Origin of the sequence: Longitalea luteola, assembly GCF_017356035.1 — a bacterium.
GTDB lineage: Bacteria > Bacteroidota > Bacteroidia > Chitinophagales > Chitinophagaceae > Niastella > Niastella luteola.
Map to the genome: position 1 here is coordinate 77,803 of NZ_JAFIQX010000008.1, position 13,203 is coordinate 91,005.

Below are 13,203 nucleotides of genomic sequence, written 5' to 3' on the forward strand. Positions count from 1 at the left end.
ATGAGCTGCACTCATTAAACAGCGCTAAAGTACAACCGGGTCATTGTTTATACAAGAGATTGTATGTGAACAGCAGGAATTTGTATGTGAAAGAATGAGAATAATGGCGCTTTTGTTGCTGTTTATTAAAAAGCTACCGCGGTTTGCGGCGCAGGCAGTTGCAGTTCATTCAGTTTAGTACCAGGATTTAAAATATAAGTAGCAATAGTATTATCGCTCAACACTTCAACCATTCTAAAACCTTTATACGTTGTTCCCCAACTGCCGCCGATATGCGAGTCGAACAGGAAAGGAATACCTTCTGTTTCTTTCATATCATCCTGGTCATGGTCATGGCCGTTGAAGACAGCCCGCACATTTTTATAATCTTTCAACAGGTTGATAAACTCCGGACACGGATTGGCATTGTCTGTCCATTTTACCGGGGTTATGTGAATGGCTACAAATACATTCGGCGCCTTCTTATATTTTTCCAGCTGCGTACGCATCCAGTCGAGGTCCGGACAAATATACTCTCCCTTTTCATTAGCCGTGGTGGCGAGCAGGAACACCTGTTTATCTACCTCAAAAGAATGATTCACCGGCATGTTCCAGGTTTTCTGCCACACGTCTGCACTCACCATATCATGATTGCCCTGCGTAACGTAATAAGGCATTTTCAATTGGTCGAGCTGTTGTTTGGCCAATGGCAACATAGCCGGATCATTATGAATGATATCGCCGTTGATGATGCAGGCTTTCAGTCTGCTTTTTGTATGTTGTCTGTTGATGTGCTGAATGATATTGGCATAATCATTTTCCCAGCTGGTTTTGGGTTGGCCAAAATGTCCGTCACTCGCCACCGCAAACCGAAACTTTACCTTATTCCCTGCGTCTGCCAGTGATAGCGCAGAACGATACAATAACCTGCCATTGGTGAGCAAGAGCAATACAGGCGTTGAGTTTTTAAGGAAAGAACGGCGATCCATAGAATTGCACTGTTTGAGATTTTAGATAATCAATCGTAGTTTATGTTCGAATTCACCATTCACCATTGACCATTGACCATTCACCACTTCCCCTCCAGCATCTTCATAAAATATCCGCCCACCACACTTCTTGCCTGAAATCCCACTTGCTTTCCATCGGTGGTTTCATGCCAGTCGCTCAGGGGTACCCTCGTTGGTGTTGCTGTAAGATACGTATAAACCGGGTTTATCAGTGCAGCAAAATCGGCCGGTTTATTAGCCAGGGTGGCCGTCCAGAGGATCCAGTCAGATTTGGTATAGGTCTTCCGGCTGTCGAGCGGCAACCCATAGGTATTTTGTCTTGTAAGATAATACCTGATCTCTTTTTCATACACTTCAGGCGGGAACAGCTGCAGCCCCAGGATCTTATCCCAGGCCAGGTTGTATTTCTGGCTCCAGGTATTCTTGTCGGAAAAGGTCAGGGCATAATGATCGCCATCATTGGCCAGTTCCATCCATTTTTTAACCATGTCCCTGGCCATGGCCCGGTATCTGGCGGCAGTATCTTTTTCCTGCAGTTTATCGGCCAGCATTGCATAACAGCCGATCCCCACAATGGCTTTTACCGATAAATTGGCGTTCCGCGCCAGGTGTCCTGCAAAATCATCGGTGCACAACTGGTTGGCAGGATCAAAGCCTTCGCGGCTCAAATACTGCGCCCAGGTGCTAAGCGCTTTCCAGTGCTTCTTGGCGTAATCAGCGTTGCCCTCCGCTTTGGCAATGGCAGCCGTCAGAATGATCATATTGCCTGATTCTTCCACCGGCATATCTTCGCCATAGGTTTGTCCGTTCGCCAGTGGATACGTTCCCAGGTCATGCGCCGCAAACGGTTTGGTAAAGCGGCCGCTTTCGGTATAATAAAAAATACCATTCAGCATACCTTTCAGCAAGGCAGGGTTATACAGCAGGAACAACGGCGCTGAAGGATAGGTGACATCTACGGTATTGACAGAACCATTACTATAATTTTCTTTCGAAAGGAATAACAACTCACCCTGAGGGTCTTTAACGATCTTATGCGCGGCAATACACTGGCGGTAGGCGGCCACACAGAGCTGCGCATATTTTTCGCCCCCTGCTTTTTTCGTATCATTATATAATTGCTGGTCAAAGTCGATACATTGCTTTACCACTTTTTTATAATCGCCTGCAGCCTGTGCCAGTTCCTTTTCAATAGTGCGTCCTTCCGCTTTCCATACCGGCGGCAGGTTCTGGTTAAAATATTGAATGGAATACAGGTCGTCGTAGCCGAGCATGATGAATTTCTCCTGGGGTGTTGCATTTACTTTCGTGAACGGAAGATCTGTTCGCAATGCAAGGCTTTTACCGGTGAGGGAATCGGGCCCCTGCACAGCAACGGGTACATCATTCACATTACCGGCTATCTGTTGCACTGCGTCTTTGGGGGCAGCCACATATAAATACCCCCAATCGATCCGCAGATCATCGCCTTTCTTTTTCAAAACCGGTTGTTCTACGGAACCGGCTTTTAATACGTTCAACACCTGCCCACCGGCGCTGGCAACGTATTTCTGTACGGCCACTTCCTGTTCAGGTTTATTGATGCATACGTTGGTGGATATGTTCAGTGTTACCCGCACCTCATGTGTTTTACCATCGTTCGATGTAAGGATCGCTGTTATATAGGAAACAGGCCGGGTCAATACCGTCCAATTATTTAATAATAAGGGAGAAGTAAATTGCAGTTGAAGGTTTACCGGACCACAAGTAAAGCGGTAGATGGTGCGGGTGGCAGTAACAGTTACCTCCTGCTGATTTGCAACGGCCAGGTTATTTGCACCTGATGTTTTCTTTTCTTTATCAGCAGGTCCCATAAAACGGTAGGAGGCTCCATCAACCTGCACCCAGCCGGTGATGGATTGTTCAGCCCCGGTCCAGTGCCGGGAGGCACCCGCAGTAAGGTCATCGGTAAAAGACCAGATACTGAAATAAGGGTCGTGGGTAATTAAGGGATATGCAGGCGCTTTTTTTAACTGGGCTGAAATTACAAGAGAAAAAAGCAGGAAAAGAGGCAGTAAAATGGTATTTTTCATATGCAATAAATACTGATTATAATGATGACATCCATAGCAAACTGACCCCGATCAGGCCGGAATATTGCATATAGTAAGGATGTGTTATGGCATTAGGACGAATTTAAGGCGTTTAGCAACTTGCAAACCTCATTGACTGTAAAAAAATAATGCTTTAAAAATGAACTGGCATACTTCTTCAATAGACGACGTTTTAAAGGAACTGCAAAGCCAGGCCGATGGCTTATCAAGCGATGAAGCAGCAAGACGATTGGAACAGTATGGCCCTAACCAGCTGCAGGAAAAAAAGAAAAAACCGGTATGGCTGTTATTCCTGATGCAGTTCAAGGATGTGATGATCCTCATTCTGATGGTAGCCGCCATCATTTCTGCCATCGTGGGCGACCTGAAAGACATGATCGTAATATTGATCATAATTATCATTAACGCGATCGTTGGTTTCGTGCAGGAATACCGCGCCGAAAAAGCGATCGAGGCCCTGAAGAAAATGTCAGCCGCCCATGTACGCGTGAGAAGGAATAGACGGGTAGAACAAATTCCGGCAACGGAAGTAGTGCCCGGCGATGTGGTCTTACTGGAAGCCGGTGATATGGTGGGCGCTGACGTCCGCATTCGTGAAAGCCATTCCTTAAAAATTGAAGAGGCATCTCTCACCGGTGAATCGCAGGCAGTAGACAAATCGCCCGACGCCATTACACAGGCAGATGTGCCGCTGGGCGATCGCATTAATATGGCTTATAAAAGTACCCTGGTCACTGCCGGTAACGGGACCGGTGTAGTGGTGGCTACCGGTATGCAAACCGAGATCGGTAAAATTGCCGGTATGCTGCAGGAAAAAGAAGCCACTACCCCACTGCAACAACGGCTCGCCGACTTCAGTAAAAAATTATCATTTATTGTACTGGGCATCTGCCTCATCTTATATTTCATTGGCATTCTGCGTGGCGAAAAACCGGTGAACATGCTGCTTACTACGATCTCCCTCGCCGTAGCAGCCATCCCCGAAGCATTACCCGCAGTGATTACCATTGCGCTGGCCCTTGGCGCTAAAAAACTTGTAAGAAAAAATGCACTCATTCGTAAACTGCCGGCTGTTGAAACCCTTGGGTCTGTAACGTATATCTGTACCGATAAAACCGGTACCCTTACCCAAAACCAGATGACGGTGCAGGAGGTCTGGCAGTATGAAGGATTAGATATCTCCATCCCCGGCATTCAAAAAGAACAGACCCTGCTGCTGGCCATGACCATGAACCACGACGCCAAAGAAGACCATACCGATAACAACAAACGAAAAGGCGATCCTACCGAAGTTGCCCTGGTAGAGTATGCCATTCAGCAGGAAGGCTACGACAATAAATGGGAACAGGCATTTCCCCGCAAACAGGAATTGCCATTCGATTCAGACCGTAAGCTGATGACCACCGTACATGCGGTGAACAATGAATACCTGGTGATCACAAAAGGGGCGCTGGAATCTGTATTAAAAATATCCCGCGCTGCCAACCAGGAGCAGATCAACGCAAAGAGCGATAAACTGGCGGAAGCAGGTCAGCGGGTCATTGCCTATTCGTGTAAACTGATAAAAGAATTGCCGAAAGAAGGCGATTACGAGGCATTGGAAAGCGACCAGCATTTTTGCGGACTGGCGGGCATGATCGATCCGCCACGGCCGGAAGCGCGCAAAGCCATTGAAGAATGTAAAACGGCGGGCATTGTACCGGTAATGATCACCGGCGACCACCCCATAACAGCAGCTGCCATTGCGCGTGATATGGGCATTCTGCAGCACAAAAACGATAAAACGGTCACCGGGGTAGAACTGGAAAAAATTTCTGATGAAGACCTTGACAACGAGATCACCCAGATAAAAGTGTACGCCCGCGTTTCGCCCCAGCAAAAGCTGCGGATCGTAAAAACCCTGCAGAAAAAGGATCAGTTTGTGGCCATGACCGGTGATGGGGTGAACGATGCCCCCGCATTGAAGCGCGCCAATATTGGCGTGGCCATGGGTATTACCGGTACCGATGTATCGAAAGAAGCGGCTGATATGATCCTGCTCGATGATAATTTCGCCACCATTGTAAAAGCCGTAAAGGAAGGCCGAAGAATATATGATAACATCAGGCGGTTCATCCGGTATGTACTGGCCTGTAATTTCGCCGAGATCCTCACCATTTTTATTGCGCCGATCGTTGGTATGCCGATTCCCTTATTACCTATTCATATTTTATGGATCAACCTGGTAACAGATAGTTTACCCGGCCTCGCCCTTGCCGGCGAAAAAGCGGATGCCGGTGTGATGAAGCGCCCGCCACGTGATCCTGGTGAAAGTATCTTTGAACAGGGCGTGGGATTTACCTCTATCTGGGTGGGAATATTAATGGCTGGCGTTGGCCTGGGCACACAGGCTATTTATATTAACAATGAAGATGCGCACTGGCAAACAATGGTGTTCACGGTGCTGTGTTTTAGCCAGATGGGACATGCCCTGGTATCGCGCAGCGAATATGAGTATATCTTCCGGATAGGCGTATTCTCTAACCGGCCGTTGATAGGCGCCATCGCGCTTACATTTATACTGCAGCTGGCATTGATCTATGTGCCGTTCTGTAACGAAATATTTAATACAAAACCGCTCACCTGGGGAGAACTGGGCATCTGTCTCCTTATTTCCACCATAACTTTTCATGCGGTGGAACTGGAAAAATTCATTAAAAAACGAATGGGCTTACTGTAATTATTCAACTACATAAGAATACGGATACAACAGGGTCTTCCAGGTCATACCACCATCGGCGGTGAGGTATAATTTCTGGTCGCCATACATTAACCCGTTCTGATCATCCTGGAAATGCAGCTTTTTCATATTGAGGTATTCATACCCTTCGTTTGACACCGTATTCCAGGTTACGCCCGTATCGGTGCTTTTCATCAAACTTTCCTTCGTTAAACCATAAACAATATGCTGGTTTACCATGTGGGCGAAGGTGAGCTTCAGGTCGGCAGCAGGCTTCTTCCAGGTTTTACCGCTATCGGGTGATATATATACATTACCAAACTCCTCTATTGCACAGATATTACCCTTGTTGCCTAATTGCAAACCGGTGATCACTCTGTTGTCTATCGCTTTAGGTTCGCTCCAGGTGCGGCCGGTATCGCGGGTTTTGGAGATAAACGTGCTGTAAGAACTGTTCTTATATAACAACATATAACCGGTACTGTCATCGGCGAACTGGATGTTCACGGGTTGAAATGCATCATCAAAATAGCTTATTCTTATCGCTTCCTGCGAAGTAAGATCCAACTTGTAAAATTTCCGGCTATCGGCAGTTGTTTCCGCTTTTTGCTGATAGGCCAGCATCACGTAATTACTGTTGATATAACTTGCATACACCAGTTCGGTAGCATAAAAACCGGTGGTATTGATGGCCGGACTGAATGCAACCGGGGCAACCGATGACCAGGTGGTACCATGATCTTTTGAAAAATGCACCACTGGGGCAAGGTCAGTACCTGAAGCCACGGTTATTGTATTTCCGTTGTAACTGAACGGCGTAATTTTCGTATTTGGCAGCGAATACGCGTTATAGGTAAAATTTTTGAACTGATCAGTTGTCTGGAAATAGTTATTCGTGGTAATACCCCGGATGCCGGCATTGCTGTCGAGCCGTACATGCAACAGGCTGTTATCTTTAATTAATACTTTGATATTTGCGTTTATGACAGGTTCCGTAGGAATACTGGTTATCATAAATCTGTCCTTATCGCCACAACCCCAGGCTGCTGCACCTATCAAAAAAAGGAAGTATAGTTTTTTCATCTGAAAATGTTTATGGTCTTTTACCAGATGTGATCGTGTATTAGGTTATTTCTTGAAGTTCAGGTTAACGCCAACGCTCAGGTTAATGGAGCTGCAGTTGTATACTTTTTTCTCCTGAATGATAATGCCTGCTGCCAGCATTTCCCGTACGAGGTCGGGATTCACTGTCATTTCCGGTTTATAGTATTCATAATCGAGCTTCACATACAGATCGCCTGAACGAACGACCATAATGCCGGCATCGAATGAAAAACCCGAACCGGTAAGCACTTTATCTGTTGTGGTGAAGGCAGGCGTTGTGGTCTTCTCATCAGTTATTTTAGTGAATTGATTAACCGACCAGTTCTGATCAACTTTTAACAGGGGGAAAAAGGAGAATTTACCTTTGGTGAATGCGTTGTATTGAAATTCAACCCCGGCTTTCCAGGTGCGGAATGCTTCGCGCTGCGTTTCGCCCAGGTTGGCATCTTTGAAATAATATTTCAATCCGGCTAATGGACGAACCCAAAGTTTATTTTTCAGGAAAGCCGTTTTTACGCCTGCAGATGCATTGAGACCGCCTTTGAAAACATCGCTTACATCTGCGTTGCCCGGATTGGCAAAGCCGGCATCGATATCAACAGCAAACTTCCACTTCTTTTTAACCTTTGGCTTCTTTTGCTTTTCCTTGTCAATGGTTATTACCGGAGAAACGGTCGTCTGTTGGGTTGCGGGAGCCACCTGTGCCTGTGCGGCAAACTGGAAAAACAGTACAGAAAAGACCCATAGGATACAACGGATGCAAAGGGTTTTCATTGGATATTTTTTATGATCAGGCTACAAAAATTAAAAATGGTCATACCTTTTTGTATGCCATATCTATACTAATTATTATGTGAAACCGGCTACAGTATCAATACCATAAGCCATTTCTTATGAACAGGTACATCAAGACGCACTATAAAACGCTAATATCCATGCTGGTATTGTAAAATGACGGGATTATCGCGACAATTTTATGAAGGCGCAAGGCTGAAGGCTGAAGGCGCAAGGCTGAAGGCGGAAGGCTGAGTGCTGAAGGCGCAAGGCTGAGGGCTGAAGGCTGAAGGCTGAAGACTGAAGGCGGAAGGCGCAAGGCTGAAGGCTAAAGGCTGAAGGCTGAAGACTGAAGGCGGAAGGCGCAAGGCTGAGGGCTGAAGGCTCTGCTTTTCGAAGGCGAGTTGCCGTTTCGCGAGCGGGCGTTCAGCCTTAAGCCTTCAGCGTTTGGCGTATTACTGTTTCCCCGGCTGTTCAGATGGTTCTTCAACCGGAATTTCAGCAGGCGAAGTACCACCGGGATCATCTTCAGGTACTATTTCCGGTTCCTGAAAAGGAGGTGTTGGCCTGTCGGGAATTATTTCAGGTGAGATATCCGGGTCTTCTGGCTTGGGCACTTCCGGGTTTTCCGGGTTCTTCTTTTTGGCCATAGTATTTGTTTTATGCCTGAAAATGCAAAAGCCATTCCACGCTGAACGCTTAACGCAGAACGCAAAACGCTTGCCCGTCCGTAGCTTTAGCGAAGGCGGGCTTAACGCAGAACGTTTAGTGCTGAACGCAGAACGCCTGGTTGCTTATTTATCCCGGATTCGCTTTCAGTATGTAGCGTTTCATAAGCATTTAGGGCAGGTATAGCTTTCGTGGCATAATTGTTCCATGAATACTGCATGTATGCACAGCAAATGTTCCAGGACCGGATGGATGCAGGACTCGCATTGTCGCGTCATTTACATCATTATAAAAATGTTGATGGTGTAACGCTGGCCGTCCCCCGGGGCGGCGTACCCGTAGCCCTGCCCGTAGCGAGGATACTTAATCTTCCGCTCGAGATCATTCTTTCTAAAAAGATCGGCCACCCACTGCACAAAGAGTTTGCCATTGGCGCGGTAAGTTTAACCGGACAGGTCATTGCGCCCAATGCCTTTGCCTCGGATGAATACATTAAAGAGGAAACCGAAAATATCCGCGAGCAATTAAAAGCCATGTATGCCAAATTCATGGGCGACAAAAAAGCAACACCGGTGAAAGACAAGATCGTCATCATCATCGATGACGGTGTTGCTACGGGACATACGCTGTTAAGCACTGTTGAAATGATCAGAAATTCGGCTCCTAAAAAGATCGTCATTGCGGTGCCGGTAGCGGCACAACAGGCAGCACAAAAACTAAGCGAAGTATGTGACGAATTCGTTTGTGTATGGATCCCTTCCCAATTCCGCTCTGTAGGTGAGTTCTATGAAAATTTTACGCAGGTAACTGATGAAGAAGTTATCGAAATGCTGAATCCCCCGACTTAATAGTTCACAGTTTACAGTTCACAGTTTACAGTTGTAAATGCAATCTGTAAATGCAATTCAATTTCTTTTAAACTTAAAACTTAGAACTTTAAACTTTGAACTTATTAAACTTTAACGGTGCTGGTTATCTGATCCGGGAGTCCATGATTCAGTCGGGCCTGTTCCTGTACTGCTTTTTCCAGTTCATGCACGGCCATACAGGCGCTTTCGTTAAAGCTATGGGAGCGGCGGTGCACAAACAGGGAATCGCCATACAACGTAAGCCTGATCTCACAAATCTTACTCTCCTGTGGTGTAGCAGTAGTGTCGTCTCGCAGAATAATTTCGGCTTTTACAATATCCCTGATCTGGTGTGAAAATGACAGCACTTTCTCCTTAATGGGTTTTAATATGGATTCATTAACTTCCGAATGCGGGGCATGAATCTCAATTATCATTGACTCAAATCGGAATGCCATATAAAATATTGTATATCCTAAGTTACGACTATAAATGCAATTAAATGCGCACTCATAGTGGCTTTAACAAGTTTGCCTTTACTCAAAGCACCGAATAGCATACTTGTAACTTAGTGATAAACAAGCGGGAAGACTAAACCGGCAACATTACTTTTAATTCGTGACCTACGTTTTGAGTTCCGTATTTTGCGTTGATAACGTTATATCCCAGTCTTTCCATACCGGCTCATAGCCAATGGATGAAATAACCTGCGCCATTTCCGCCGGACTCCGTTCATCGGCTATTTCAAATTGCTCGAGTGATTCCGGTTCAACGGCATACCCACCCGGATTGGTCTTTGATCCTGCACTGATAGAGGTAATACCCAATTTGATCACGTGATCGCGGAAGCGCGGCAGCTCACGCGTCGATAACGACAATTCCACCTCCTGGTTAAATATGCGCCAGGCGCAGATCAGTTGCACGAGCTCCCGGTCTACCATTTCAACTTTTGGTTCCAGTCCACCCGAGAAAGGCCGCAGGCGTGGAAAAGAAATGCTGTATTTCGTTTGCCAGTAAGTACGTTCCAGGTATTGCAAATGCAGGGCTGTAAAGAAGGAATCGGTGCGCCAGTCTTCCAAACCTATCAGTACCCCCAAACCGATCTTGTGCACCCCTGCCCTTCCCAACCGGTCAGGCGTTTCAATGCGGTATTGAAAATTTGATTTCTTTCCTTTCGGATGGTGCTTTTTATAATCTTCCCGGTGATAGGTCTCCTGGTACACCAACACGGTATGTAAACCTTCTGCGATCAGCTCGCGGTAATCGGCTTCATCGAGCGGCTGCACTTCCATGGAAATATGCGCAAATTGATCGCGTAACAATCGGATCGCATTTTTGAAATAGGGCACATGCACCGTATGATTGGCTTCGCCCGTTACCAGCAATACATGCTCATAACCCATCGATTTGATGGCAGCTGCTTCCTGCAAGATCTCGGTAGCAGTGAGTGTTCTGCGCCGTACTTTGTTATCGAGGCTGAAGCCACAGTACGTACAAATGTTATTGCATTCGTTGGAAAGATACATCGGCACATACATCTGTATCGTTTTCCCGAATCGTTGCTGGGTGAGCTGCTGGCTGAGTTTCGCCATGGGTTCCAGGTAAGCAGCGGCGGCGGGTGAGATCAGGGCCATAAAATCATCCAGCGATCTGCCCGGCTTTGTTAAAGCCGCTTCCACATCAGCAGCCGTCTTGCTGTAAATGCGCTCTTTTACCTCGTTCCAGTTGTATTGATTGAAGATGTTGATAAAACTATCCATAATGTTCGTCTAAAAATGCCGTTAATGGACTACTTGCTATTGCCGTGTGCAACGGTTTGGCCAGCCGGGCTTCATAAGCTATTCTGCCGGCTTCCACTGCCATTTTAAAAGCTGTTGCCATTTGCACCGGTTCACCTGCCACCGCAATGGCAGTATTCACGAGCACCGCATCGGCGCCTATTTCCAGCGCTTTGGCCGCATCGGATGGAGAACCAATGCCTGCATCCACTACTACCGGCACTTTGCTTTGTTCGATAATTATTTCCAGGAAATCAATTGTCTTTAATCCTTTATTACTGCCGATCGGTGAGCCAAGCGGCATAACGGCTGCTGCGCCTGCTTCCTCCAGGCGTTTGCATAATACCGGATCGGCATGAATATAAGGCAGCACCACGAAGCCCAGCTTTACCAGTTCTTCCGTCGCTTTTAGCGTTTCTACCGGATCGGGCATCAGGTATTTTGGATCGGGATGTATTTCCAGTTTCAGCCAGTTCGTTTGCAATGCTTCCCGCGCCAGCTGCGCCGCAAATACCGCTTCTTTGGCGGTACGCACGCCCGATGTATTGGGCAGTAAACTGATGTGCGGATGTTGCAGATGCCGCAGGATATCATCCTGTGGATCATTCATATCTACCCGCTTCAATGCCACAGTTACGAGCTCTGAACCGGATGCCAGCAAGGCATCTTCCATCAGCGCTGCAGAACTGAACTTACCCGTTCCCGTGAATAATCTTGAATTGAATGTTTTATTTGCTATTGTAAGCATACAATTATTTTTTTTACATTCTTCAGTATTTGAGTTACTGAGTTACTCAGTTATTGAGTTATTAAGCTCCTGTTTGAACTGAACAAGCCACGAACTAAATAACTTACGAACTGAACAACGTCTTAATTCTTTCCACAGCTCCTTTTTGATCTTCGGCAGCCGTAATGGCCCCCGAAACAGCGATACCATGAATACCGGCCTCCCGTAAACCTGGCACATCATCGGCTACGATACCGCCAATGGCTACGATGGGCAATTGAATGCGTGCCGCTCTTACCTGCTCCATGATCTGTTGATAACCTTCCAGTCCCAGGATGGGGCTTAGCTTTTCTTTGGTGGCAGTAAAACGGAAAGGACCCAGCCCAATATAATCGACCCCTTCCTGCACACGTTGCTGAATGTGTTCAAAGGTGTTGGCAGTACCACCGATGATCATCTCAGGCCCTACAATAGCACGCACTTCTTTTACCGCCATATCCTGCAAGCCCACATGAATGCCCCAGGCGCCTGTTGCTTTGGCCACTTGCGGAAAGTCATTAACGATCAGTTTGGCATTGTAACGGTCGCACAGTGCCTTTGCAGCCTGTGCCAGGGCCAACACGTCGGCTTCCGGCTGGTTCTTTACCCGCAGTTGTACTAAACGGCAGCCGGCCTCAAGCGCTTCTTCTATGGTCGCCAGATGCGTTTTTGTCGCAGTTTGTTGTGATATGAAATACAATCGATCTATCATAAAGAATGATACCCCAGTAATGACTGGTTACTGTTTAAAAATGATTCTACATATTGTTTTGCCAGCCTGCAGGCTTTTTTCAGGGGTACACCGGCAGCCAGGCGGGCGGTGATAGCGGCCGCCAGCACACATCCGGAGCCATGTTTTTGAAATACCTTATCAACGCCAGCTTCTATTACCGTAAGGCCGCCGGGTTCATACAAAGTATCGGTGCCCGGTGCATCCGGCCGGTGTCCTCCTTTCAAGAGCACGGGGCAGAAAACGGCGAAATCGTCTTTTACCAGGTCTTCGCCGGTGATCAGCTGCAGTTGTTGCAGTTCATGATAGTTCGGCGTCAGCAGCGCTATTTCCGTCAATATTTCTTCCAGGTTATGAAATGTATTCACTTCATGGAATTCAAATCCCGCGCTTGCTTTCAGCACAGGGTCCCACACAATGCGGATCGCAGGATTATACTCTTTTAAAAAACGGATCACCCGCAGCAGCGTTTGCGGTGAATTGATGACGCCTATTTTACAGGTAGAGACCACAAACTTGCCCAGCAGCGGTTCCAGCTGTTCAATGATCTGTTCTTCGCTTAGCCAGTGAATATTTAAAAACCGGTCATCCGTTTGAACCGTCCAGGCAGTACAAACGCCAAAGCCGTACACACCGTGTTGTTCAAAGGTTTTGCAATCGGCCAGCACACCTGCTCCACCGCTGGGGTCGAAGCCTGCTATGGTCAATACATACGGTCGTAATGGTTGCATAT

The 13,203-nt window shown here is 47.0% G+C and carries 12 protein-coding genes; 2 read left to right on the plus strand and 10 right to left on the minus strand.

Annotated features, from left to right (window positions below; genetic code table 11):
- Positions 1 to 125 precede the first annotated feature (125 nt).
- Positions 126 to 968 carry a metallophosphoesterase family protein gene (locus JUB15_RS18955; protein WP_207514104.1) on the minus strand — a complete coding sequence of 281 codons (843 nt, stop codon included), beginning with the start codon at positions 966 to 968 and terminating at the stop codon, positions 126 to 128.
- Between the two features lie 80 nt (positions 969 to 1,048).
- Positions 1,049 to 3,061, minus strand: coding sequence for a glutaminase family protein (locus JUB15_RS18960; protein WP_207514106.1), 2,013 nt, complete (start codon positions 3,059 to 3,061; stop codon positions 1,049 to 1,051).
- 160 nt (positions 3,062 to 3,221) lie between these two features.
- Between JUB15_RS18960 and JUB15_RS18965 the strand changes: the two genes are divergently transcribed.
- Positions 3,222 to 5,801 (plus strand): calcium-translocating P-type ATPase, PMCA-type, encoded by a 2,580-nt coding sequence (locus tag JUB15_RS18965; protein WP_207514108.1) that lies wholly within the window; start codon positions 3,222 to 3,224, stop codon positions 5,799 to 5,801.
- Here the strand turns inward: JUB15_RS18965 and JUB15_RS18970 are convergent, their stop codons facing one another.
- The 3 genes from JUB15_RS18970 to JUB15_RS18980 all read right to left on the minus strand — a co-directional run bounded on the left by JUB15_RS18970 (position 5,802) and on the right by JUB15_RS18980 (position 8,329).
- Positions 5,802 to 6,884: an exo-alpha-sialidase gene (locus JUB15_RS18970; protein WP_207514110.1), complete on the minus strand. Its 1,083-nt coding sequence runs from the start codon at positions 6,882 to 6,884 to the stop codon at positions 5,802 to 5,804. It abuts the gene before it with no gap.
- Positions 6,885 to 6,929: 45 nt separating this feature from the next.
- Positions 6,930 to 7,679 carry a hypothetical protein gene (locus JUB15_RS18975; RefSeq protein WP_207514112.1) on the minus strand — a complete coding sequence of 250 codons (750 nt, stop codon included), beginning with the start codon at positions 7,677 to 7,679 and terminating at the stop codon, positions 6,930 to 6,932.
- A 455-nt stretch (positions 7,680 to 8,134) separates the two neighbouring features.
- The gene (locus tag JUB15_RS18980; RefSeq protein ID WP_207514114.1) at positions 8,135 to 8,329 is read right to left on the minus strand and encodes a hypothetical protein; all 195 of its coding nucleotides are present in this window, start codon (positions 8,327 to 8,329) and stop codon (positions 8,135 to 8,137) included.
- A gap of 237 nt (positions 8,330 to 8,566) precedes the next feature.
- On the opposite strand from JUB15_RS18980, the gene JUB15_RS18985 reads away from it, so the two are divergent.
- Complete coding sequence (locus tag JUB15_RS18985; RefSeq protein WP_207514116.1) at positions 8,567 to 9,196, plus strand: phosphoribosyltransferase; 630 nt, start codon at positions 8,567 to 8,569, stop codon at positions 9,194 to 9,196.
- A gap of 104 nt (positions 9,197 to 9,300) precedes the next feature.
- Here JUB15_RS18985 and JUB15_RS18990 read toward each other — a convergent pair whose 3' ends face one another.
- From JUB15_RS18990 to JUB15_RS19010, 5 genes are all read right to left on the minus strand, one after another.
- Positions 9,301 to 9,654, minus strand: coding sequence for an HPF/RaiA family ribosome-associated protein (locus JUB15_RS18990; protein ID WP_207514118.1), 354 nt, complete (start codon positions 9,652 to 9,654; stop codon positions 9,301 to 9,303).
- A gap of 165 nt (positions 9,655 to 9,819) precedes the next feature.
- The gene (gene thiH / locus JUB15_RS18995; RefSeq protein WP_207514119.1) at positions 9,820 to 10,956 is read right to left on the minus strand and encodes a 2-iminoacetate synthase ThiH; all 1,137 of its coding nucleotides are present in this window, start codon (positions 10,954 to 10,956) and stop codon (positions 9,820 to 9,822) included.
- A complete protein-coding gene (locus JUB15_RS19000; protein ID WP_207514121.1) occupies positions 10,949 to 11,722 on the minus strand; it encodes a thiazole synthase in 774 nt (257 codons plus the stop codon). Before JUB15_RS19000 ends, thiH begins: the two co-directional genes overlap by 8 nt.
- Positions 11,723 to 11,825: 103 nt before the next feature.
- Complete coding sequence (locus JUB15_RS19005; protein WP_207514123.1) at positions 11,826 to 12,452, minus strand: thiamine phosphate synthase; 627 nt, start codon at positions 12,450 to 12,452, stop codon at positions 11,826 to 11,828.
- Entirely contained in the window at positions 12,449 to 13,201 is a 753-nt protein-coding gene (locus tag JUB15_RS19010) for a hydroxymethylpyrimidine/phosphomethylpyrimidine kinase (RefSeq protein ID WP_207514125.1), read from the minus strand. Before JUB15_RS19010 ends, JUB15_RS19005 begins: the two co-directional genes overlap by 4 nt.
- Positions 13,202 to 13,203 lie beyond the last annotated feature (2 nt).

Excerpts from the sequence above, each read along its gene's own strand:
- JUB15_RS18955 (WP_207514104.1), bottom strand. The coding sequence starts at position 968 with ATGGATCGCCGTTCTTTCCTTAAAAACTCAACGCCTGTATTGCTCTTG.
- JUB15_RS18960 (WP_207514106.1), bottom strand. The coding sequence starts at position 3,061 with ATGAAAAATACCATTTTACTGCCTCTTTTCCTGCTTTTTTCTCTTGTA.
- JUB15_RS18965 (WP_207514108.1), top strand. The coding sequence starts at position 3,222 with ATGAACTGGCATACTTCTTCAATAGACGACGTTTTAAAGGAACTGCAA.
- JUB15_RS18970 (WP_207514110.1), bottom strand. The coding sequence starts at position 6,884 with ATGAAAAAACTATACTTCCTTTTTTTGATAGGTGCAGCAGCCTGGGGT.
- JUB15_RS18975 (WP_207514112.1), bottom strand. The coding sequence starts at position 7,679 with ATGAAAACCCTTTGCATCCGTTGTATCCTATGGGTCTTTTCTGTACTG.
- JUB15_RS18980 (WP_207514114.1), bottom strand. The coding sequence starts at position 8,329 with ATGGCCAAAAAGAAGAACCCGGAAAACCCGGAAGTGCCCAAGCCAGAA.
- JUB15_RS18985 (WP_207514116.1), top strand. The coding sequence starts at position 8,567 with ATGTATGCACAGCAAATGTTCCAGGACCGGATGGATGCAGGACTCGCA.
- JUB15_RS18990 (WP_207514118.1), bottom strand. The coding sequence starts at position 9,654 with ATGGCATTCCGATTTGAGTCAATGATAATTGAGATTCATGCCCCGCAT.
- thiH (WP_207514119.1), bottom strand. The coding sequence starts at position 10,956 with ATGGATAGTTTTATCAACATCTTCAATCAATACAACTGGAACGAGGTA.
- JUB15_RS19000 (WP_207514121.1), bottom strand. The coding sequence starts at position 11,722 with ATGCTTACAATAGCAAATAAAACATTCAATTCAAGATTATTCACGGGA.
- JUB15_RS19005 (WP_207514123.1), bottom strand. The coding sequence starts at position 12,452 with ATGATAGATCGATTGTATTTCATATCACAACAAACTGCGACAAAAACG.
- JUB15_RS19010 (WP_207514125.1), bottom strand. The coding sequence starts at position 13,201 with ATGCAACCATTACGACCGTATGTATTGACCATAGCAGGCTTCGACCCC.